This window comes from Exiguobacterium sp. s166, assembly GCF_018618855.1.
Lineage (GTDB): Bacteria > Bacillota > Bacilli > Exiguobacteriales > Exiguobacteriaceae > Exiguobacterium_A.
The window spans coordinates 237933-258614 of the sequence record NZ_JACSMU010000001.1 but is presented as its reverse complement, the minus strand read 5'-3'; the positions used below and the strand labels follow the sequence as shown (position 1 = coordinate 258614).

Below are 20682 nucleotides of genomic sequence, written 5' to 3'. Positions count from 1 at the left end.
CCCATGGCACAAATGACGATGATCCAAGCGATCACTGACGCAATGCGCGTCGAGATGAAACGCGACGAGCAAGTTCTCTTGTTCGGTGAAGACGTCGGTAAAAACGGTGGGGTATTCCGTGCGACAGAAGGTCTTCAAGACGAATTAGGCGAAGACCGTGTCTTCGATACACCACTTGCCGAGTCTGGTATTGGTGGTCTTGCAGTCGGATTCAGCTTAACTGGTTTCCGTCCAATCATGGAAATTCAATTCTTCGGTTTCGTATTCGAAGTATTTGATTCTGTAGCAGCACAACTCGCACGTTTACGTTACCGTTCAGGCGGCACGTACAGCGCACCTGTCACAATCCGTTCACCATTTGGTGGCGGTGTTAAAACACCTGAGCTTCATGCAGATAACCTGGAAGGATTAATGGCTCAGTCACCAGGACTTAAAGTCGTCATCCCTTCAACTCCGTATGATGCAAAAGGTCTTTTGATTGCATCAATCCGTGATAACGATCCAGTCGTTTTCCTTGAGCACATGAAACTGTACCGTTCATTCCGCGGTGAAGTGCCAGAGGGCGATTACACGATCGAACTCGGAAAAGCAGACATCAAACGTGAAGGTACTGACGTTACAATCGTAACGTACGGTGCAATGGTTCACGCATCATTGAAAGCTGCTGAAGAGCTTGAAAAAGAAAACATCAGCGTTGAAATCATCGACTTGATGACAATCAGCCCGATTGACATCGATACAATCGTTGAATCAGTTAAGAAAACAAACCGTGTGGTTGTTGTTCAAGAAGCTCAAAAACAAGCAGGTGTGGCTGCAATGGTCGCAACTGAAATTCAAGAGCGCGCAATTCTTGACCTCGAAGCACCAATTCTTCGTGTCACGGCACCTGACACAATCTTCCCATTCGCACAAGGTGAAGATTCATGGCTTCCGGACCACAAAGATATCGTTGAAAAAGTGAAAACTGTTTACAATTTCTAAGAGTGAACCGGAAAAAGAGGAGAGAGGTAATTCTCTCCTTGCTTCCGTTTTAAAGATAACAATCGACCAGAAGAGTGAAATAAAAGGAGGCTAATTCAAATGGGTTTATTTGAATTCAAATTACCGGATATCGGTGAGGGTATTCACGAAGGTGAAATCGTAAAGTGGTTCGTTAAAGCAGGCGACACAGTCAAAGAGGATGACATTCTTCTTGAAGTACAAAACGATAAAGCAGTCGTTGAAATTCCGTCACCAGTTGATGGCACAGTCAAAGAAGTAAAAGTCGACGAGGGTGTCGTAGCCGTCGTTGGTGACGTATTGATCACGTTTGATGTGGAAGGCGAAGGTTCAGCTCCTTCTGAAGAAGAAGCACCAGAGCAGCCTAAAGCGGCAGACAATGCAAAAGACGTCCAAGACACAGATAAAAAAGTCGAAGACAAACCGAATGAAGTTCAAATCCATAAATCAGAACGCGTTATCGCAATGCCTTCAGTGCGTAAATATGCACGTGAAAAAGGTGTCGACATCCGTGAAGTTCAAGGTTCTGGTGACAACGGTCGCGTTGTCAAAGAAGACATCGATTCATTTGCAAACGGTGGACAATCTTCAACTGCACCAGCAGCAGAAGAAAAAGCACCGGCAGCACAAGCTTCAGCATCTAAATCTGAAGTGAAACCGTATGTTGCAGCTCAACCTGAGCTTGAAACACGCGAGAAGATCAAAGGAATCCGTAAAGCGATTTCGAAAGCAATGGTCAACTCGAAACATACAGCACCACACGTTACATTGATGGATGAAGTCGATGTTACGAATCTTGTTGCACTCCGTAAAAACTTCAAAGAAGTTGCGGCAGCACAAGGTACGAAATTAACGTATCTTCCATTCGTTGTGAAAGCATTGACAGCAGCGGCTAAGAAATACCCTGCAATCAACGCATCGATCGACGATGTGAACGAAGAAGTCGTTTACAAAAACTACTTCAACATCGGTATCGCAGCAGACACAGACAACGGTCTTGTTGTTCCTGTCGTCAAAGATGCAGACCGTAAATCAATCTTCGGATTAGCAGATAACATTAACGACCTTGCTGGTAAAGCACGTGACGGAAAACTTTCTGGTGACGAAATGAAAGGCGGATCGATCACAATCACAAACATCGGTTCTGCTGGCGGACAATGGTTCACACCTGTCATCAACCACCCAGAAGTTGCAATCCTCGGTATTGGTCGTATCGCTGAAAAAGCGGTCGTCAAAAACGGCGAAATCGTTGCAGCACCAGTACTTGCTCTTTCATTCAGCTTCGACCACCGTCTCATCGATGGTGCTACAGCACAAAACGCGCTTAACTTGGTTAAACGTTTGTTAAATGACCCACAACTTCTCATTATGGAGGGATAAGCAATGGTAGTAGGTGAATTCGCACAAGAAACAGATTTACTCGTAATCGGGGCTGGCCCTGGTGGTTACGTCGCTGCAATCCGCGGTGCGCAACTCGGACTTAAAGTAACAGTCGTCGAACGTGAAAACGTCGGTGGTGTTTGTTTGAACGTCGGATGTATCCCGTCAAAAGCCTTGATCACAGCTGGACACAACTTCCAACATGCAAAAGGTTCAGATTCAATGGGAATCACATCTGAAAACGTCGCAGTCGACTTTTCAAAAGTTCAGTCTTGGAAACAGTCTGTTGTCAACAAATTGACTGGCGGTGTTGGTGGTCTTCTTAAAGGTAACAACGTCGAGACAGTCGTTGGGGAAGCTTACTTCCAATCTGAAGATACAGTTCGTATCATCAATGAAGATTCTTCTACACCTTACAAATTCAAAAAATGTATCATCGCAACTGGTTCGACTCCAATCGAACTTCCGGCTTTCAAATGGTCAAAACGTGTCCTTTCTTCAACAGGCGCATTGAACCTTCCTGAACTTCCGAAAAAACTCATCGTCATCGGCGGCGGCTACATCGGAATGGAGCTCGGAACAGCGTATGCTAACTTTGATACTGAAGTTGTCATCTTAGAAGGAACAAAAGATATCCTTTCTGGATTCGAGCCGGCAATGACACAAGTCGTCAAGAAAAAGCTCAAACAAAAAGGGAACATCACGATTCACAACGAAGCACTTGCACAAAGTGTTGAAGAGACAGAAGAAGGCGTGAAAGTTACGTTTGAAGTCAAAGGTGAAACACAAACTGTCGAAGCGGACTACGTCCTCGTCACAGTTGGTCGTCGCCCGAACACATCTGATCTCGGTCTTGAAATGGCAGAAGTTAAAGTCAGCGAACGTGGACTCGTCGAAATCGACGATCAGTGCCGTACGTCGAACGAAAACATCTATGCTATCGGGGACATCGTTCCTGGACCACCACTTGCACACAAAGCTTCATTCGAAGCAAAAATTGCTGCTGAAGCGGCTGCTGGACACCCGGCATACCTCGACTACAGCGCGATTCCTGCGGTTGTCTTCACAGACCCAGAACTCGCAACAGTCGGTTATACAGAAGCGCAAGCAAAAGAAGAAGGTCTTGATTACCTCGCTTCTAAATTCCCTTACGCTGCAAACGGACGTGCTCTTGCACTCAACGAGCCAGACGGCTTCTTGAAAATGATCACACGTAAATCAGACGGTCTCTTGATCGGTGCTCAAATCGCTGGTACAGGCGCATCTGACATGATCGCAGAGATGGGACTTGCAATCGAGTCTGGAATGACTGCTGAAGATATCGCACTCACAATCCACGCGCACCCTTCACTCGGTGAAATCGCAATGGAAACTGCTGAAGTTGCAATCGGTAGCCCGATCCACATCATTAAATAATCAAGAAAACCTTAAGCGGGGAGCCGACCGCTTAAGGTTTTTTTGTTTCGTTTAACCTTTCTTTAAAACAGGAAAAGGATAAAAAAGAAAGGGTGAGACACGATGGAATCGCAATTATCGCCACTCGAAGAACTGTATCATGTCTCAGAAACAGATAAAGTCAGGTTTATCGGTGTGACGACGGAACAAGCACGGTACGATTTTGGTGTCGTCTTTACCAAACAATTTTTTGGGAAGATGCTAGTTGTCAGTCTCACGAGCGGGCGCGCTGCATTGCTCGATCACACAGATGTATTGGATGCAGACGCTTTATACCGGTTACTCGGCATCGAGACCATTGATGCCGAGCCGGTAGGGGAATTTTTAGCGACACTGTTGCCGGATGTTCCGAGTTATGAACAGGCAGACTAAAAGACCGCAATTGCTTTTTCAGCAGTTGCGGTCTTTTTTTTAATGCACGTTTTTTAACGAATCGCGTTCGATTGTTGAATGACTTTGATTGTCTCGAGCGTATGATCTTCGAGTCCTTGAACGGGTAGACCGGCTTCGATATTTTCTTTGATATACGCCAAATTGTCTGTCGTAATCATTTCACCTGGAATGAAAATCGGAATGCCAGGTGGATAGACCATCATGAACTCTGCCGAGATCCGACCGACAGCATCCGCGAGTGGAATCGTTTCTGTTTCTTCATAAAAAGCATCACGCGGACTGAGGGCGAGTGCCGGAATATCGGGTAAGACGATCGAGTGGGACGCGGTTTTCGATCCCGTATCCCGGTGACGCTCTACAAGATCAGCCATTCCTGCAAGCAAGGCATCAATCGTCTCTTCCGAATCACCAGAAGTGATGATCAACAAGATGTTGTTTAAGTCTGACAGTTCGACTTCAATCCGGTGTTCTTCCCGTAAAAATTCTTCGACGAGATGGCCCGAAATACCAAGTCCTTTAACGGAAATCAACACTTTTGTCGGATCGAAGGCAAATGTCGCACTTGAATGCAAATCCGATTCACCAAACACGGCGAGATAAGGCAATTTCGCGAGTCCCATCCGCATCCGTGTCGCGAGTTCGAGCGCCCGGCGGTTCATTGCTTCTCCGTTAATCGCCAGATGGCGGCGGGCGCAGTCGAGTGATGCGAGCAATAGATAGGAAGTGGAAGTCGTCGTCAGCATCGACAGGACGGCCTGGACTTTATCCGGTGAGACGAGTCCGCGACGTACATTCAAGACGGAGCTGCCGGTCAGCGATCCTCCTAATTTATGAACACTTGTCGCAGCGAGATCTGCACCTGCCTGCATCGCAGACAGCGGCATATCATCATGAAACGCAATATGAACACCGTGTGCTTCGTCGACGAGGACAGGGATCCCTTTACTATGGGCAAGCGTAACGATGCTCTCTAAGTCACCTGCGACACCAAAATACGTCGGATTGATGACGAGGACCGCTTTCGTGTCCGGGTGAAGACTGAGAGCACGCTCGACGGCACTTGGCGTAATACCATGAGCGATGCCAAACATTTCATCAAACTCGGGGTGAATGAAAATCGGGTGCGCTCCAGAAAGAACGATAGCCGACATGACCGATTTATGAACGTTCCGGGGAACTAAAATTTTATCGTCCGGACCGACGACGCTCATGATCATTGCCATGATGGCGGTCGACGTTCCCTGAACGGAGAAAAATGTTTCGTCTGCATGAAAAGCTTGGGCTGCTAATTGATGAGCATCCTTGATGATTCCTTTTGGATGATGTAAATCATCGAGCGGCGCGATATTGATTAAATCGATATCGAGCGCATTTTGACCGATAAATGATCGAAAAGCAGGATCCATTCCTTGGCCATTTTTATGACCGGGAATATGAAATTGAATTGGTTGACGTTTCGCGTGCGCCAGCAGCGCATCGAATAAAGGTGTATCGAGCTGTGTTAAGCTTTTTGTTTGCACCAGATTTCCCCCCTTAAAACCGAATAAAAAAACAATCAAACAAGCTAACTATAACAATTTTTCATAAGGTTGCAACTGTTTTATGTTCGATTTCGTTGTAAAATAGGAAGCGTCAAGAAAGGAAGTGTCACAATGGCGGTCAATTATCCGATTAATCCGGACTGGTCTACGGACGAAATCGTAACAGTCATCCAATTTTTTAATATGGTCGAAGAGGCTTACGAAAAAGGAATCGATCGAATGGTCTTTTTGAATGCCTACCAGGCTTTTAAAACCATCGTCAATTCAAAGTCGGAAGAAAAACAGCTCGACCAGTTTTATTTTGAAGAGACAGGATGTTCGAGCTACCGGGCTGTTCAGCAAGCAAGAAAACAAACAGATGCTTTGTTGCGTTTAAAAAAGTAACGACATTCGTATCGTCAAGCACCCCCTCTTCTGACCGTTCAGAAGAGGGGGTGCTTGTTTAGAAAAAACAAAAACTGGTTATATACTACATACAAGACGATATCGTACAACTGTAAAATTGAAAAATAGATACTTTACATCTAAGTTAAATCGTACTATTATGGATTCAATCCACTAATTAGTCGCAATTGTCTGATAACTGAGTTTTTTATCCCGCGAAGGAGTGTGGTTACTGTGAAACAAGTGATCGAAGCATACAAAAGAAAAGATGCAGAAAAACGCATTCCTGTTTTGCGCCTTGAAATCGATTATGAACTTGCGACATTGCATGATGCAATCGTAGCAAGTGATACGGAAGCGATGGGTGCCAGTAAGGAACGTCTTGAAAAATACCGCCAAGAGATGGTTCGTCTTGAAGCGTAAACAAGATGATATCTTTTAAAATAGAATAAACGATAATAAAATAATCCCAAAATCAACCAGCGAAATTTTTGTTGGTTGATTTTTTTTGTTATCATGAAAAGGTAGGACGGTCTAAAGGAGACGGAAAGGGTGAGTCGGATGCAAGGGATTGAGTTACATGCGATCGATCTAATCAAGCGGGCGGGAAAGTATATTCGTCAAAAGATGGATCAAGCGTATCATATAGAAGAAAAAACAAATAAAAGTGATCTTGTCACAGAAATTGATCAGCATGTTGAGGATTTACTGATTCGAGGAATTTTGGATCGGTATCCGGATCACCATGTGTACGGAGAAGAAGGACGAATCGTTCGTCCGGATACGTTGGAGGGCACGGTCTGGTTCGTTGATCCGATTGACGGGACGATGAACTTCATTCGTCAAAAACGGTTATTCGCCATCTCGATTGCCATTATGGTAGAGGGAGAATTACGTTACGGATTCGTCTATGACGTGATGGCGGATGAACTGTTTCATGCCATTAAAGGGCAAGGGGCTTACGAAAACGGAATCCGGCTTGCGCCAATCAAGGAGAGACCGGTCAAGGAAGCCATTATCTGCATGAATGCGACATGGGTGACGGCAAACCGGCGAATCGATTCCAACCTGCTCGCGCCTCTTGTCCGTGATGCGGTCGGTGTTCGGGCAGTTGGTGCGGCTTCACTCGAACTCGCCTGGGTTGCGGCAGGTCGGGTCGACGGATATATTACGATGCGGAACATGCCATGGGATTATACAGGGGGACAAGTCTTGATTGAAGAACTCGGCGGACGTGTCGGGACAATCGAGGGAGCGGACATGACGTATCTTGAACAAACGAGTGTATTGGCAGGAAGCCGGCAATTCGTTGAGGATGTCTTAACGTACGTGCAAAAATAAAACGCCCCTAGAGGGCGTTTAAGCTTGTTTACGTAAACGAGCTTTTAAGACGAAGCCTACTCCCATTGTTCCGATAGTCAAAAGAAGTGAGACGACAATCATCAGTACGTTTTGCTCCGCAATAAAAATACCGATGGCAGCCATTGAACCGACTGCGATAATGGCTAGCAATAAAAAAAGAATCCGCATTTGTCATTTCCCCCTTACGATACATGAACTCGTCTTTAGTTTAGCGTGAATCAGGGACAATGAAAAGGCTTTCGCTGTCATCTTCAATCGAAGTGATTGCCAACTACTAGTCAACCTGTGCTATACTCTTAAAGTTGACCGAAAGTATTAATGGATTATTTAAATGAACAGAAAGAGGTACACACCTATGACAACATTAGTAAGAAACGATTTACGCAACGTCGCGATCATCGCCCACGTTGACCATGGTAAAACGACACTCGTCGATGAGCTTTTAAAACAATCTGGAACATTCCGTGCGAATGAACTAGTCGAAGAACGCGCAATGGACTCAAATGATATCGAGCGTGAGCGCGGAATCACGATCCTTGCTAAAAATACGGCAATTGATTACAAAAATACACGTATCAACATCGTTGATACACCAGGTCACGCCGATTTCGGTGGTGAAGTAGAACGTATCATGCGTATGGTTGACGGCGTTATCCTCGTTGTCGATGCACGTGAAGGCTGTATGCCACAAACACGTTTCGTATTGAAAAAAGCACTTGAACAAGGTCTTCAACCAATCGTCGTCGTCAATAAAATTGACAAGCCGATGGTCCGTCCACTCGAAGTTGTTGACGAAGTCGTCGACCTCTTGATCGATCTTGGAGCGGATGAAGATCAACTCGAATTCCCAGTCGTTTATGCATCGGCAGTCAACGGCTCAAGTTCATTTGACCCTGAACTTGAAAATCAAGAAGATACAATTACAAACGTTCTTGATTTGATTCTTGAACACACACCGGCTCCTGTTGACAACAGCATGGACCCGTTACAATTCCAAGTTACAATGCTCGACTACGATAACTATCTTGGTCGTATCGGAGTAGGACGCGTTTTCCGTGGAGAAATCAAAGTTGGAGACAGCGTTTCGCTTTCTAAACTTGATGGATCAATCAAAAACTTCCGTGTTACAAAATTATTCGGATACTTTGGTCTGAAACGTGTTGAAATTGAAGCTGCAAAAGCTGGAGATTTGATCGCAATCGCAGGTATGGAAGATATCAACGTCGGTGAAACGGTTTGCCCGACTTCACACGTCGATCCACTCCCATTACTTCGTATTGATGAGCCGACTCTTCAAATGACGTTCATCGTTAACAACTCGCCATTCGCTGGTCGTGAAGGTGACCTCGTCACTTCGCGTAAAATCGAAGAGCGTCTTGAAAAAGAACTTGAAACAGACGTTTCGCTCCGTATCGAAAACACAGATTCACCGGACCGCTGGATCGTATCTGGCCGTGGTGAGCTTCACCTCGGGATTTTGATTGAAAACATGCGTCGTGAAGGATACGAAATTCAAGTATCTAAACCGCAGGTAATCATCAAAGTTGAAGACGGCGTTAAAGTTGAGCCGTTTGAGCGCGTTGTCATTGATACACCTGAAGAGTACACAGGTGGTGTCATGGAATCGATCGGTCTCCGTAAAGGTGAACTGACGAACATGCAGACAATGGATAACGGACAAACAAAAATGGAATTCATCGTTCCTTCACGTGGATTGATCGGATACCGGAATGAATTCTTATCTGCAACACGCGGATACGGAATCATGAACCACACATTCGAAGAATACCGTCCGTTCATCAATGCAGACATCGGTGGACGCCGCAGTGGTGTTATGGTCTCAATCGAGACAGGTAAAGCGACTGCTTATGCAATCTCTGCACTCGAAGACCGCGGAACGATCTTCATCGAGCCAGGCCTTGAAGTGTACGAAGGAATGATCATCGGTGAATGTAACCGTGACGTCGACCTCGCTGTTAACGTTGTTAAAGCGAAACAATTGACGAACATGCGTGCATCTGCGAAAGATACAACAAACGTTCTTAAACGTCCACGTGTCTTTTCACTTGAAGAATCATTAACATTCTTGAATGAAGATGAGTACTGTGAGATCACACCGCAATCAGTTCGTCTTCGTAAACAAGTATTAAACAAAAACGAACGTGAAAAACAAGACAAGCGCCGTCGTCTTGGTAAAGACTGAGCTCTTAACACGTAAGGGGGACTGGCAATGACTGCACAACCTGCCGTTGCTTCTGATTTCTCGAAATTTGATATTCCTGCCGTTGCCAAATTGCTTGGTGTGGGAAGTGACCCGAATAACTTGAGTGCCGGATTTAATGCACTGATGATTACGGTCGTCATCTTGACGTTAATCGTTTTTAAATTAGGTTTTGCGAAAGAGTTAGCCTGGTGGAAATCACTGATTGTCTATTTGTTACTCGCGGTATTTTCTGCTGCTTTAACACTCGTCTTTTGGACATGGCCGATTCCTGAAGTCTTACTTGCGATGGTCGTCATTCTCGGAATTTACCGATTCCGGATGTGGATGGTCAAACGTGAGCGAGAACGAACTGCTTCTTGATCGTAAATCAATAAAAAAGTCCCGTTTCCTTTTGGAAGCGGGACTTTTTTATGTGAAATGAAGGGAAACGTAATCCGTGTTCGATTCCAGGAATAGTTTGCGGCAGGTTCGGGAAAAAAACAGCAAGAGGTGATAGATATGATCAACCGAAAATGGAGCATCCCGTGCAGTCTTGCTGTTGTTTTAGCCGGATGTTCAGAAACCACGACCGAAGATCCATCGAAATCGGTTCCGAAAACATCTGAGCCGGTCGAAAGTAATATCATTTTCAAAAATTTAAAGATACCGTGGAATATTGAAAAAAACAAACAGACCTTTTATATTACAGAACGGGAAGGGACAATCGTCAAAGGAACAGAAGGGAAGTATAGCCGGATGGAGCTCGAATTGACCGAACCGGTCGTTGCAGAAGGGGAGGGCGGACTGCTTGGGATGGCGCTTGATCCAGACTTCCAAAAGAACCGAATAGCGTATGTCTATCATACGTATGAGAAAGAGGGTGCACTTTGGAATCGAGTCATTGAAATCACGGAAGAGAACGAATCGTGGAAAGAGCAACGCGTGTTACTTGATGAGATTCCAGGTGCATCGATTCATAATGGCGGTCGAATTGAAATCGGACCGGATGGATTATTATATGTGACGGCAGGTGACGCGGCAGTCCCCGAAAACGCTCAAAAACTATCTTCTTTATCCGGAAAAATTCTCCGTATGAACCTCGACGGCAGCCCGGCGAAGGGGAATTTAAGAGAATACGTCTACAGTTACGGTCATCGTAATCCACAAGGGTTGGTTTTTGTCGATCAAACATTGTATGCAACGGAACACGGTCAGAGCGGTCATGATGAAATCAACCGGATTGAACAAAAAAACTATGGTTGGCCATTGATTGAAGGAACGGAAAAACAGCAAGGATTAGTAACGCCTTGGTACGAAGTGGGTGAAAATTCAGTTGCACCGAGCGGAATAGCAGAACAGGGGGGGAAGTTGTATTTTGGAACGCTGGTCGGTCAGAGCCTCCGGTCAATTGAAACGTCGACCTCTAAAGTGGAACAACTCGTAACGGACCAGGGGCGTATCCGGGACGTGATGACGGATGGACAACACCTGTATTACGTCACGAACAATAGCGATGGACGAGGAAATCCGTCGGATGAAGATGATGTCCTAGTTCGTCTCGAACCGTAAAAAAACTACTTTGAAAACCAAAGTAGTTTTTACCATCTTTTTTTAGTTGTCGCCCAGGTCGGATAGAGGTTGAACTGTCCTGTTTCTTGCCGCGCAACGGTCCGCTTTGTGATACGTTCATGGCATTCATCGCATATGTAGACGCGCACTGGTTTGTTTCGCAATCTTTTGGCTGTGAAGGACCAGTCGTCGATGGTTTCTCGTTTATCGCAGATGGTGCATTTAACACGCATGGTAGGTCCTCCTTTTTTTCTTAGTATATCATATTTAAGAATTATTCAACTTGAAAAAGGGATGCGTTTATTCGATATCGAATAGTAATAAAATAAGGAACGGAGGGGGTGGTATCATGGCAAATAAAGTGGAACATCGTCTGAGTGAACAGCAGATGAAGGCATTAACAGATTTACCACTCGTGTTTTTAATCACACATGATCAGAGCAAAAGCTGGCCGATTACACATGCCATCAGTTGGGTGTACGCAAAAGATGAAACAACGATTCGTTTTGCGATTGAAGCGGATTCGTTACTTGTCAAAACGTTAGCTGATCATCCCGTTTTTACACTTATTTTCTTTGCCGATCAATCAACGTACAGTTTAACGTGTACGGATGTCGCAGCCTGGGAAACGAACAATCGATTACCTTTACAGGTAGCGTTGTATGAAGGACAGATTCAAGAAGTCCGCGATATCTTATTCTACGGGGCCGCCGTGTCGGACCGGCCGCGTGTTCATAAAACGTATGATGAAGCAGCAGCTCTGAAACTTGATCAACAAATTCAGGATATTTTAAAAGGATAACATTCATCAAAACTCGACTCTAAAGGAGCGAACGATGGAATGAAAAAAATATATGTGCTCGATACCAATGTCATGCTACATGATCCGTTGTCTCTGTTTCAATTCCAGGAGCACGATGTCGTGATTCCGGCCATTGTCTTAGAAGAATTGGATGGGAAAAAACGGAATATGGATGAAGTCGGACGAAATGCACGGGAAACGGCGCGGATTCTTGATCAATTACGGGAAACCGGACATCTCCATGCCGGTGTTCCGCTCGGGAATGGAGGGATTCTACGGGTTGATATCGGAGATTCCATCAGTGAAGTTTCACCGTTCACGCATGAATCAAACGACAACAAGATTCTTGAACTGGCCTGGTCGATTCATCGGGAACAAAAAGAACAACAAAGCGGGCGGGATGTCATCCTGGTCTCGAAAGATATTTTAGTCCGGGTGAAAGCGGATGCGTATGGGTTAGTCGCAGAAGATTACTTGACGGATCATATCGCTGACCTGACAGGACTATATACGGGTTTTGTTGAACTGGTCGTTGATCAAGAATACATCGATTCTTTTTATCAAGATAAACGATTGTCAGTCGATGTTCTTCCGGAAAAAGTGCATCCGAATCAATTCGTCATTTTAAAGAGTAATGTGTCGAAAGCATCTGCCATTGCCGTCGTCGATCAAGAAATGCCGATTATTCGTGCACTATCACTCGACATCGATCAAGTCTGGGGTGTCGTTCCGCGAAACGTCCAACAGCGAATGGCATTTGAACTGTTGCTTCGGGATGACGTTCCACTTGTCACACTCGTCGGGAAAGCGGGAACCGGAAAAACATTACTGGCACTCGCGGCGGGGTTATTGCAGGTCGAAGATGAACACCGGTATAAGAAATTGGTAGTTGCGCGGCCGGTTGTGCCGATGGGCAATGATATCGGATATTTACCGGGGGAGATGGAAGAAAAACTCCGGCCTTGGATGCAACCGATTTATGATAACTTGGAGCATTTATTCAACACGAGTTCCGGTGACGAACTAGGAAACATTTTGGCGGGGATGAAATCGATTCAACTGGAAGCCCTGACCTATATCAGAGGACGGAGTATGCCGGGGCAATTCATTATCATCGATGAGGCGCAGAATCTGACAAAACATGAAGTGAAAACGATTTTGACCCGTGTCGGTGAAAATTCTAAAATTGTCTTAGTCGGCGATCCCCAACAAATCGATCATCCGTATTTGGATGAGTATTCAAACGGATTATCTTATGCAGTCGAACGGCTGAAAGGTGAAAAAATGACGGGGCATGTCAAACTCGTTAAAGGCGAGCGGTCAAGCCTGGCCCGCTTGGCAGCAGACTTACTCTAAGCAAACACGACAAAAAAGCCGTTTCTGTTTCCTTCACGTTAAGAAGGCACAGAAGCGGCTTTTTATATCTTTTTTAGATCATACTACAGTTATACGAGTCACAGAGCGGACGATTTGATCACGGTAAAGCAGATGGACAGGGCCATCACTTAACACTTTTCCGTCTTTTGAAAACTGCAAGTACAGTTCCGGTAACATACTCAGATCAAGTTCAACCGTTTCCGTTCCTTCGAACCGTAATGCGGCGGCGCCTTCGATCGGCTCGGCATTTTGAATGAACGCTGCAAGCGGCATAGCGAATGACCCACGCAAGGCGGCATCTTTTTCTTCGCGCGTCATCGGTTTGTTATGGTCAGTCCGGCTGCCTTCCGTAATTCCTTTATCCCAAGCGGCCCCCATTTTGGCATAATAAGCTTCTTGTGCGTTATCTCCGACTTCTTTCCCAATGTGGTCGACTTCAATCTTCCGTTCATCGAAGATCCAAACCGTTGGGTCGATCGTCAGTGGATAGCGGACGTTACCTGTAATCGGAAAAATCATCATTATTCCCCCTAAATGTATGAGTCGTGCAAATCCATTATACCGAAACGTTGAATTGTTGGCGAAAGTAAGGTAAAGTTTAGCTATAACAGGAACGCGTCATTTGATGAGGAGGGATTGGATTGTCAACTGAAATCGGGACAGTTCATCGCCAGCGCGCTCTTGAGCTACTAGAAGCGGATGCCCATAAAATCCGCCGGTTGATCGAGGTCCAGCTTGCGAATTTAACGATGCCACAATGTCCTCTGTATGAGGAAGTATTGGATACACAAATGTTCGGATTGTCACGCCAAATTGATTTTGCCGTTCGTCTCGAACTGATTGATGCGAGTGAAGGAAAACAATTACTCGACTCATTAGAACAGCAATTATCTGATTTACATGATGCGGAGACGTGCTGATTTTCTACTCAAACGTGAAATGCGGCGTTTGGGTATTTTTTTTTAGAACTAGGAATTAGAAAAAGGACGTGTACATAATGCAATCGAAGTTTAAGGAAAAACGTGCGTTTTTTGATTATCGCCTCTTCTTCACGATGCTGATTCTGATGGCGATCAGCACGGTGATGGTTTACAGTGCCAGTGTCTGGAACGGTGGCGATTACGCAGACACCTCATTTTTTGAGAAACAATTGATGTTTGATGTAATGGCGATTGCTGTCTTCTTGTTTGTCGCCCATCTGAATCATGAGATTTTCCGAGGACCATTGGTACGGTTGGCTTTGTATGTCATCACGTTCGGTATGTTGACGGCAACGCTGTTTGCTACACCGTTGAACGGGGCGCGTGCCTGGTTGAATTTCGGGATTTTCTTGATCCAGCCGATCGAGCTGTGTAAATTTGTTCTCGTCATCGGTCTTGCCAACTATTTTGATCAAAAACATAAAGGGCAGATGAATGGTGTGATTGGAATCGTCCACCATTTCATTCATCGTCAAATCGCACCGGATTCATCCGGCAAGCGGATTTTGCTCAGTTTCACGGACTGGATTTTGATTCCGATGCTCGTGTTACTAGCCCCTTATGCCTTGATTATCCGGATGCAACCGGATGATGGCGGGTTGTTCATTTTACTCTTAATTACGGCGATGATTTGGTTTGCAGTCGGATTGCCGCGCGGTTATATCGCTGTTGCCATTGTATTAGCAGCAGGAGCCGCTCTGTATGCCTGGAACAATTTTTCCGCCAATCAGATGGAACGAATCAATGCCATCTTCAATCCCTTTCTGGACGCGGAAGGAAAAGGGTATCAATTGATCAATTCGGTCATCTCGATTGCCCACGGAGGATTCTTTGGAGTTGGTTTAGGGAACAGCTTTCAAAAGTACGGTTATCTGCCGGAACCGGAGACCGATTATATCATGTCGATTATTTCGGAAGAACTCGGATTCGTCGGAGTCCTGATTGTGCTGGGACTGTTGTTCTTTTTAATGTGGCAAAGTGCGCTTATTGCCCGGCAATCGGCTTCCATCTACTCGAGCATGGTGGCATTCGGCATTTCGTCCATCATCTTTATTCAAACCGGCATCAATATTGGAGCGATGTCCGGTCTGTTTCCGGGGACCGGTGTGACGTTACCGTTCATCAGTTACGGCGGGTCTTCGCTTCTCGTCATGAGTACGATGCTTGGTGTCGTGGCAAATATTTCGATGCAAAACAAGCACCGGATAGCGTATCATAAAGAAGTACAGGAAGCACGAAAGATGAGTGCTACGAGTTCATTACCTAAAGGGGGAGCATCAGTTGACTAAAATCAAAAAGATTCTTGTCGCCAACCGCGGAGAAATCGCGATTCGCGTATTCCGTGCGGCGACCGAACTTGGGATTCGGACAGTCGCTATTTATTCACGAGAAGATAAGGGATCGCTTCACCGGTATAAAGCAGATGAAGCATACCGGATTGGCGAGGGGAAAAAGCCGATTGAAGCGTATCTTGATATCGAAGGAATCATCGAGACTGCGAAGAAAGCGGAATGTGATGCAATCCATCCCGGGTACGGTTTTTTATCAGAAAATATTGAACTCGCTACACGATGCCGCGAAGAAGGCATTATTTTCATCGGTCCCCGAGAAGAACATCTCTACAGTTTTGGCGATAAAGTCCGTGCGCGGACGACGGCCATTGAAGCCGGTTTACCTGTTATTCCGGGTACGGATGGTCCGATTACATCAATTGATGAAGCGTATGCTTTTGCTGAAAAGGCCGGTTATCCATTGATGGTCAAAGCTTCTTTAGGCGGCGGTGGACGCGGTATGCGTGTCGTCCGGACCGAAGAAGAGTTACCGGACATGATTGAACGGGCAAAATCGGAAGCCTTAAAAGCATTCGGCTCAGACGAAATATACGTTGAGAAATTGATTGAACGTCCAAAACATATTGAAGTTCAAATCATTGGAGATGCCCATGGCAACATCGTTCATTTGTTCGAACGTGATTGTTCAGTGCAACGCCGACACCAAAAAGTTGTCGAAGTCGCGCCATGTGTCACGTTATCAGATGAGGGGCGCCAAAAGATTTGTGATGCAGCTGTCACATTGATGAAGCACGTCGGTTATGAAAATGCCGGAACGGTTGAATTTTTGGTGACACAAGACGAATCATTCTATTTCATCGAAGTCAATCCGCGTGTTCAGGTTGAACATACGATTACGGAAATGATTACCGGGATTGATATCGTTCAGACACAAATCCGAGTTGCGGAAGGGGAATCACTACATAGTAAATTAGTGGGTATTCCTGCACAAGAAGAGATTCAAATGTTAGGTTTCGCTATCCAAAGCCGGATTACATCAGAGGATCCGGAAAATGGCTTCTTGCCGGATACGGGCAAAATCAAGGCCTACCGTTCACCGGGTGGTTTTGGTGTTCGTCTCGACGGTGGAAATGCCTATGTCGGTGCTGAGATTTCACCTTATTACGATTCTTTACTCGTTAAGATTTCGACACACGGCTTAACCTATGATCAAGCCGTTGCAAAAATGAGCCGGAACTTAAGCGAATTCCGAATCCGTGGTATTAAAACCAATATTCCGTTCTTAAGTAATGTATTGAAACACCATGCGTTTATCAGCGGTGATTACAATACGTCGTTCATCGATGATACAAAAGAATTGTTCATCTTCCCGAAACGACAAGACCGTGGAACGAAGCTGCTGACATATATTGGAGAAGTATCTGTCAACGGTTTCCCCGGAATCGGAAAAATCGAAAAACCGATTGCCCGTGACGTCCGGATTCCAAAAGATCTGCCTGCCGACTATCAAGCAGGAGCTAAAGCGATTCTTGACGCGGAAGGACCACTTGGTGTCATCAACTGGCTAAAAGCACAAGAACGCGTCCAATTGACGGATACGACATTCCGGGATGCCCACCAGTCGTTACTTGCGACGCGGATGCGGACGAAGGATTTAATCGCCATCGCGGAAGCGGAAGCTAAACTGTTACCGGAACTCTTCTCAGTGGAAGCTTGGGGTGGAGCAACATTTGATGTGGCATACCGGTTCCTGTCAGAAGATCCGTGGGTCCGTTTGATGCAATTACGCGAAAAAATGCCGAATGTTTTGATTCAGATGTTGTTACGCGGAGCCAATGCAGTCGGTTATAAAAACTATCCGGACAATGTCATTCATGCCTTCGTAAAAGAAGCAGCCCAAGCAGGTGTCGATGTGTTCCGAATCTTCGACAGCTTAAACAATCCGGAATCCATTCAGCTTGCGATCGATGCTGTCTTGCCGACGGGAAAAATCGCCGAAGCAGCAGTTTGTTATACAGGCGACTTGTTCGATGCGAACCGTCCGAAATATCATCTTCCGTATTACGTCAAGCTGGCGAAACAGCTCGAAGCGAGTGGTGCTCATATCATTGCCATCAAGGATATGGCAGGATTACTGAAACCGGAAGCTGCTTATGCTTTGGTCTCAGCATTAAAAGATGCTGTTGATTTGCCGATTCATCTGCATACGCATGATGCAAGCGGAAACGGAATTTACACGTATGCCCGGGCTGTCGATGCCGGAGTCGATATCGTGGATGTCGCTGCTTCAAGTATGGCCGGTCTGACAAGTCAGCCTGCCGGAGGAAGTTTGATTCATGCATTAAGCGGTCATAAACGTCAGCCGCTCGTATCTGTCCAAAAATTCGAACAAGTGTCGGACTATTGGCAGGATGTACGCCATCTCTATCAAGCGTTTGAACTTGATATGTTAGCTCCGAATCCGACAGTCTATGATCACGAGATGCCGGGTGGTCAGTACTCAAATCTTCAACAACAAGCAAAAGCTGTCGGTCTCGCGGATCGTTGGTCTGAAGTTAAAACGATGTATGCCCGTGTCAACATGTTGTTCGGTGACATCGTTAAAGTTACACCATCTTCAAAAGTCGTCGGCGATATGGCTTTATTCATGGTCCAGCATCATTTGACGGAAGAAGATGTACTGGAACGTGCCAGCAATCTCGATTTCCCGGATTCTGTCGTCGAATTGATGAAAGGGGAGCTTGGGACGCCATCAGACGGTTTCCCGAAACAAGTCCAGGCGGCAATCCTCAAAGGCGTCGAGCCGTTGACGGAGCGTCCTGGAAAAATGATGGAGCCACTCAATTTTGATGCCATCAAGCATGAACTGTTCGAAAAACTGGAACGTCCGGTGACGGAGTTTGATGCCTTGGCATACGCTTTGTATCCGAAGGTATTCCTCGATTACAGTTCGTACGTTGCACGATATGGTGATATTTCAGTTCTCGATACGAGCACGTTCTTCCACGGCATGCGTCTTGGGGAAACGATCGAGGTCGAAATCGAGCGCGGAAAAACGTTGTATTTGAAGTTGATTCAAATTGGTCAACCAAACGATCATGGTGTCCGTGTCATCTACTACGAGATGAACGGTGTGCCGCGTGAAGTCGAAGTAAAAGATATCAGCATTAAAGAAAGCTCATCAAGCCGTCCGAAAGCCGATCGTTCGAATCCGAAACAGATTGGTGCGTCTATGCCGGGTAGCGTCTTGAAAGTCTTAGTTGAGCCTGGAACGCGGGTTCGTAAGGGAGAGCAGTTGCTTGTAACGGAAGCAATGAAAATGGAGACGACGATTCAAGCACCTGAAGACGGTGAGATCAAGTCGGTCCACGTCAAAGAAGGCGAAGCTATCGCGAGTCAAGACTTATTGATTGAATTCATTTAACACACGAAACGTAAATCGGCATAAATACAGTATGACGAAAGCAGGCAAAACGCATGGCGGATTGCCTGTTTTTCGTTCATCATTATTTTAGGGAGGCACGAATATGAACATCATCTGCTGGATTCGAAGTGATTTTCGAATCGAGGACAATCACATGTTGGCACAAGCGGTCGACTATCTAGAAAAGGATGAACAGGCAAACGTCGAGTTCGTTTTTTGGGTGAACCCAGACTATATCGGAGAGTATGATGCGAGGCAACAATATTTCTTTCAGGCACTCGAACACTTCGCAAAAAACTGTAAAACACACGGGATGCCGATTCGATTCATCGAAGGGCAGGAAAAAGATTTTCTCGAGGCGACAGATATGGCAGATGTCTTATTGTTTAACGCTGAATATGTAGAACCGTTTAAGAGTCGTGACGACGGGATTATGAAAAAGCGGGGTGACAAAAAGTCGGAACGTCTACTTGACCGTCATCTGCTTCATCCACATGCCGTCAAAAAAAATGACGGTTCCTATTATAAAGTGTTTACACCATATAAAAATACTTTTTTGAAGAAAGATATCAGTAAGCCGTATCCGGTCAATCTGGATCTCCTGAAAGAACGTTATCATACACGACGTCAAAACAATGCATTTATGTTGGATTACTTTAAACAGGCGGCATCGGAGGCTGACTTTGGTGTAGGGGAAGAAAAGGCGACGAAACGATTGCAGGCATTCATCAAAAACAATCTGTCTTCTTATGACGAGCAACGGGATCTGCCGGCGGTCGACGGAACAAGTCTGATGTCCCGTTACCTGCGGACCGGTGAAATCGGAATTCGGACAATCTATGAAGCCGTCAATCAGGAGGAAGGTTCGAAGGGAAAACAAACGTATCTGACAGAATTGATTTGGAGGGAATTTTATTACACGATTTTGATGCATTATCCGGAGTCCAAACGACTGCCGGTCAACGAGCAGTATACGAAGGTTGAATGGGAAACAGATGAGGCGGGCTTTAAAGCCTGGACAGAAGGGAAAACGGGCTATCCGATTGTCGATGCGGCCATGCGACAGCTCAACACGACGGGGTGGATGCATAACCGTCTGCGGATGATTGTCGCGTCCTTTTTGACAAAGGACTTACTGGTCGATTGGCAAAAAGGGGAGCGGTATTTCCAAAAAAAACTGGTTGATTATGAAGCCGCGTCTAACATTGGCGGGTGGCAATGGGCGGCGTCGGTCGGGACGGATGCTGTTCCGTATTTCCGAGTCTTCAATCCGACGACTCAGTCGAAGAAATTTGATAAGGATGGAACCTTTATCCGCCACTATTTGCCGGAACTCAAGGATTTACCTAAAACATCGATTCATGAGCCAACGGAACAACAACGACAAGATTACGATTATCCGATGCCGATTGTCGAGCATGACATGGCCCGAAAACGAGCGATTGCCCGTTTCAAATAAAACGTGCAAAAAAAACAGGGAGGAGGATTAAATCCTCTCCCTGTTTTTTAGTTGAAAGTCTA

General features: G+C 45.7%; 20 protein-coding genes. 16 read left to right on the top strand and 4 right to left on the bottom strand.

The genetic code is table 11. From position 1 onward, the window contains the following. Positions 1 to 3 precede the first annotated feature (3 nt). The 4 genes from KNP93_RS01335 (at position 4) to KNP93_RS01320 (ending at position 4206) form a co-directional block, all read left to right on the top strand. Positions 4 to 981: an alpha-ketoacid dehydrogenase subunit beta gene (locus tag KNP93_RS01335; RefSeq protein ID WP_131502667.1), complete on the top strand. Its 978-nt coding sequence runs from the start codon at positions 4 to 6 to the stop codon at positions 979 to 981. 99 nt (positions 982 to 1080) lie between these two features. After that, positions 1081 to 2379 carry a dihydrolipoamide acetyltransferase family protein gene (locus KNP93_RS01330; protein ID WP_214852793.1) on the top strand — a complete coding sequence of 433 codons (1299 nt, stop codon included), beginning with the start codon at positions 1081 to 1083 and terminating at the stop codon, positions 2377 to 2379. Positions 2380 to 2382: 3 nt separating this feature from the next. Then, positions 2383 to 3795 (top strand): dihydrolipoyl dehydrogenase, encoded by a 1413-nt coding sequence (gene lpdA, locus KNP93_RS01325; protein ID WP_026827898.1) that lies wholly within the window; start codon positions 2383 to 2385, stop codon positions 3793 to 3795. Positions 3796 to 3897: 102 nt separating this feature from the next. Beyond that, complete coding sequence (locus tag KNP93_RS01320) at positions 3898 to 4206, top strand: SAV0927 family protein (RefSeq protein ID WP_131502665.1); 309 nt, start codon at positions 3898 to 3900, stop codon at positions 4204 to 4206. 53 nt (positions 4207 to 4259) lie between these two features. Here KNP93_RS01320 and KNP93_RS01315 read toward each other — a convergent pair whose 3' ends face one another. After that, positions 4260 to 5747, bottom strand: coding sequence for an aminotransferase class I/II-fold pyridoxal phosphate-dependent enzyme (locus KNP93_RS01315; RefSeq protein WP_114595399.1), 1488 nt, complete (start codon positions 5745 to 5747; stop codon positions 4260 to 4262). A 132-nt stretch (positions 5748 to 5879) separates the two neighbouring features. On the opposite strand from KNP93_RS01315, the gene KNP93_RS01310 reads away from it, so the two are divergent. The 3 genes from KNP93_RS01310 to KNP93_RS01300 all read left to right on the top strand — a co-directional run bounded on the left by KNP93_RS01310 (position 5880) and on the right by KNP93_RS01300 (position 7493). Then, a complete protein-coding gene (locus tag KNP93_RS01310; RefSeq protein WP_131502664.1) occupies positions 5880 to 6152 on the top strand; it encodes a UPF0223 family protein in 273 nt (90 codons plus the stop codon). 234 nt (positions 6153 to 6386) lie between these two features. Next, positions 6387 to 6575: a hypothetical protein gene (locus KNP93_RS01305; RefSeq protein ID WP_012370874.1), complete on the top strand. Its 189-nt coding sequence runs from the start codon at positions 6387 to 6389 to the stop codon at positions 6573 to 6575. A gap of 138 nt (positions 6576 to 6713) precedes the next feature. Further along, on the top strand, positions 6714 to 7493 hold the full coding sequence (locus KNP93_RS01300) for an inositol monophosphatase family protein (RefSeq protein ID WP_214853444.1): 780 nt from the start codon (positions 6714 to 6716) through the stop codon (positions 7491 to 7493). Positions 7494 to 7511: 18 nt separating this feature from the next. On the opposite strand, the gene KNP93_RS01295 is transcribed toward KNP93_RS01300, so the two are convergent. Continuing rightward, on the bottom strand, positions 7512 to 7682 hold the full coding sequence (locus tag KNP93_RS01295; protein WP_012370872.1) for a DUF5325 family protein: 171 nt from the start codon (positions 7680 to 7682) through the stop codon (positions 7512 to 7514). 187 nt (positions 7683 to 7869) lie between these two features. Between KNP93_RS01295 and typA the strand changes: the two genes are divergently transcribed. From typA to KNP93_RS01280, 3 genes are all read left to right on the top strand, one after another. Beyond that, complete coding sequence (gene typA / locus KNP93_RS01290; protein ID WP_012370871.1) at positions 7870 to 9717, top strand: translational GTPase TypA; 1848 nt, start codon at positions 7870 to 7872, stop codon at positions 9715 to 9717. 27 nt (positions 9718 to 9744) lie between these two features. Then, the gene (locus KNP93_RS01285; protein WP_012370870.1) at positions 9745 to 10098 is read left to right on the top strand and encodes a YlaH-like family protein; all 354 of its coding nucleotides are present in this window, start codon (positions 9745 to 9747) and stop codon (positions 10096 to 10098) included. Between the two features lie 138 nt (positions 10099 to 10236). After that, positions 10237 to 11286 carry a PQQ-dependent sugar dehydrogenase gene (locus tag KNP93_RS01280; protein WP_131972469.1) on the top strand — a complete coding sequence of 350 codons (1050 nt, stop codon included), beginning with the start codon at positions 10237 to 10239 and terminating at the stop codon, positions 11284 to 11286. A gap of 29 nt (positions 11287 to 11315) precedes the next feature. Here the strand turns inward: KNP93_RS01280 and KNP93_RS01275 are convergent, their stop codons facing one another. Continuing rightward, entirely contained in the window at positions 11316 to 11519 is a 204-nt protein-coding gene (locus tag KNP93_RS01275) for a YlaI family protein (RefSeq protein WP_131502662.1), read from the bottom strand. A 116-nt stretch (positions 11520 to 11635) separates the two neighbouring features. On the opposite strand from KNP93_RS01275, the gene KNP93_RS01270 reads away from it, so the two are divergent. Further along, a complete protein-coding gene (locus KNP93_RS01270; protein WP_131502661.1) occupies positions 11636 to 12088 on the top strand; it encodes a PNPOx family protein in 453 nt (150 codons plus the stop codon). A 39-nt stretch (positions 12089 to 12127) separates the two neighbouring features. Further along, complete coding sequence (locus tag KNP93_RS01265) at positions 12128 to 13444, top strand: PhoH family protein (protein ID WP_131502660.1); 1317 nt, start codon at positions 12128 to 12130, stop codon at positions 13442 to 13444. A gap of 78 nt (positions 13445 to 13522) precedes the next feature. Here KNP93_RS01265 and KNP93_RS01260 read toward each other — a convergent pair whose 3' ends face one another. Further along, positions 13523 to 13984, bottom strand: coding sequence for a hypothetical protein (locus KNP93_RS01260; RefSeq protein ID WP_114595405.1), 462 nt, complete (start codon positions 13982 to 13984; stop codon positions 13523 to 13525). Positions 13985 to 14106: 122 nt separating this feature from the next. On the opposite strand from KNP93_RS01260, the gene KNP93_RS01255 reads away from it, so the two are divergent. From KNP93_RS01255 to KNP93_RS01240, 4 genes are all read left to right on the top strand, one after another. Next, the gene (locus tag KNP93_RS01255) at positions 14107 to 14385 is read left to right on the top strand and encodes an Fpa/YlaN family protein (protein ID WP_014970798.1); all 279 of its coding nucleotides are present in this window, start codon (positions 14107 to 14109) and stop codon (positions 14383 to 14385) included. 77 nt (positions 14386 to 14462) lie between these two features. Beyond that, positions 14463 to 15734 carry an FtsW/RodA/SpoVE family cell cycle protein gene (locus KNP93_RS01250; protein WP_114595406.1) on the top strand — a complete coding sequence of 424 codons (1272 nt, stop codon included), beginning with the start codon at positions 14463 to 14465 and terminating at the stop codon, positions 15732 to 15734. Beyond that, positions 15727 to 19161, top strand: coding sequence for a pyruvate carboxylase (locus tag KNP93_RS01245; RefSeq protein WP_214852790.1), 3435 nt, complete (start codon positions 15727 to 15729; stop codon positions 19159 to 19161). Before KNP93_RS01250 ends, KNP93_RS01245 begins: the two co-directional genes overlap by 8 nt. A 103-nt stretch (positions 19162 to 19264) precedes the next feature. Further along, entirely contained in the window at positions 19265 to 20620 is a 1356-nt protein-coding gene (locus KNP93_RS01240; protein ID WP_214852787.1) for a cryptochrome/photolyase family protein, read from the top strand. Positions 20621 to 20682 lie beyond the last annotated feature (62 nt).

Bases quoted from the DNA above. Each gene is read 5' to 3' on its own strand.
- KNP93_RS01335 (WP_131502667.1), top strand. From the start codon at position 4: ATGGCACAAATGACGATGATCCAAGCGATCACTGACGCAATGCGCGTC.
- KNP93_RS01330 (WP_214852793.1), top strand. From the start codon at position 1,081: ATGGGTTTATTTGAATTCAAATTACCGGATATCGGTGAGGGTATTCAC.
- lpdA (WP_026827898.1), top strand. From the start codon at position 2,383: ATGGTAGTAGGTGAATTCGCACAAGAAACAGATTTACTCGTAATCGGG.
- KNP93_RS01320 (WP_131502665.1), top strand. From the start codon at position 3,898: ATGGAATCGCAATTATCGCCACTCGAAGAACTGTATCATGTCTCAGAA.
- KNP93_RS01310 (WP_131502664.1), top strand. From the start codon at position 5,880: ATGGCGGTCAATTATCCGATTAATCCGGACTGGTCTACGGACGAAATC.
- KNP93_RS01300 (WP_214853444.1), top strand. From the start codon at position 6,714: ATGCAAGGGATTGAGTTACATGCGATCGATCTAATCAAGCGGGCGGGA.
- KNP93_RS01295 (WP_012370872.1), bottom strand. From the start codon at position 7,682: ATGCGGATTCTTTTTTTATTGCTAGCCATTATCGCAGTCGGTTCAATG.
- typA (WP_012370871.1), top strand. From the start codon at position 7,870: ATGACAACATTAGTAAGAAACGATTTACGCAACGTCGCGATCATCGCC.
- KNP93_RS01285 (WP_012370870.1), top strand. From the start codon at position 9,745: ATGACTGCACAACCTGCCGTTGCTTCTGATTTCTCGAAATTTGATATT.
- KNP93_RS01280 (WP_131972469.1), top strand. From the start codon at position 10,237: ATGATCAACCGAAAATGGAGCATCCCGTGCAGTCTTGCTGTTGTTTTA.
- KNP93_RS01275 (WP_131502662.1), bottom strand. From the start codon at position 11,519: ATGCGTGTTAAATGCACCATCTGCGATAAACGAGAAACCATCGACGAC.
- KNP93_RS01270 (WP_131502661.1), top strand. From the start codon at position 11,636: ATGGCAAATAAAGTGGAACATCGTCTGAGTGAACAGCAGATGAAGGCA.
- KNP93_RS01265 (WP_131502660.1), top strand. From the start codon at position 12,128: ATGAAAAAAATATATGTGCTCGATACCAATGTCATGCTACATGATCCG.
- KNP93_RS01260 (WP_114595405.1), bottom strand. From the start codon at position 13,984: ATGATTTTTCCGATTACAGGTAACGTCCGCTATCCACTGACGATCGAC.
- KNP93_RS01250 (WP_114595406.1), top strand. From the start codon at position 14,463: ATGCAATCGAAGTTTAAGGAAAAACGTGCGTTTTTTGATTATCGCCTC.
- KNP93_RS01240 (WP_214852787.1), top strand. From the start codon at position 19,265: ATGAACATCATCTGCTGGATTCGAAGTGATTTTCGAATCGAGGACAAT.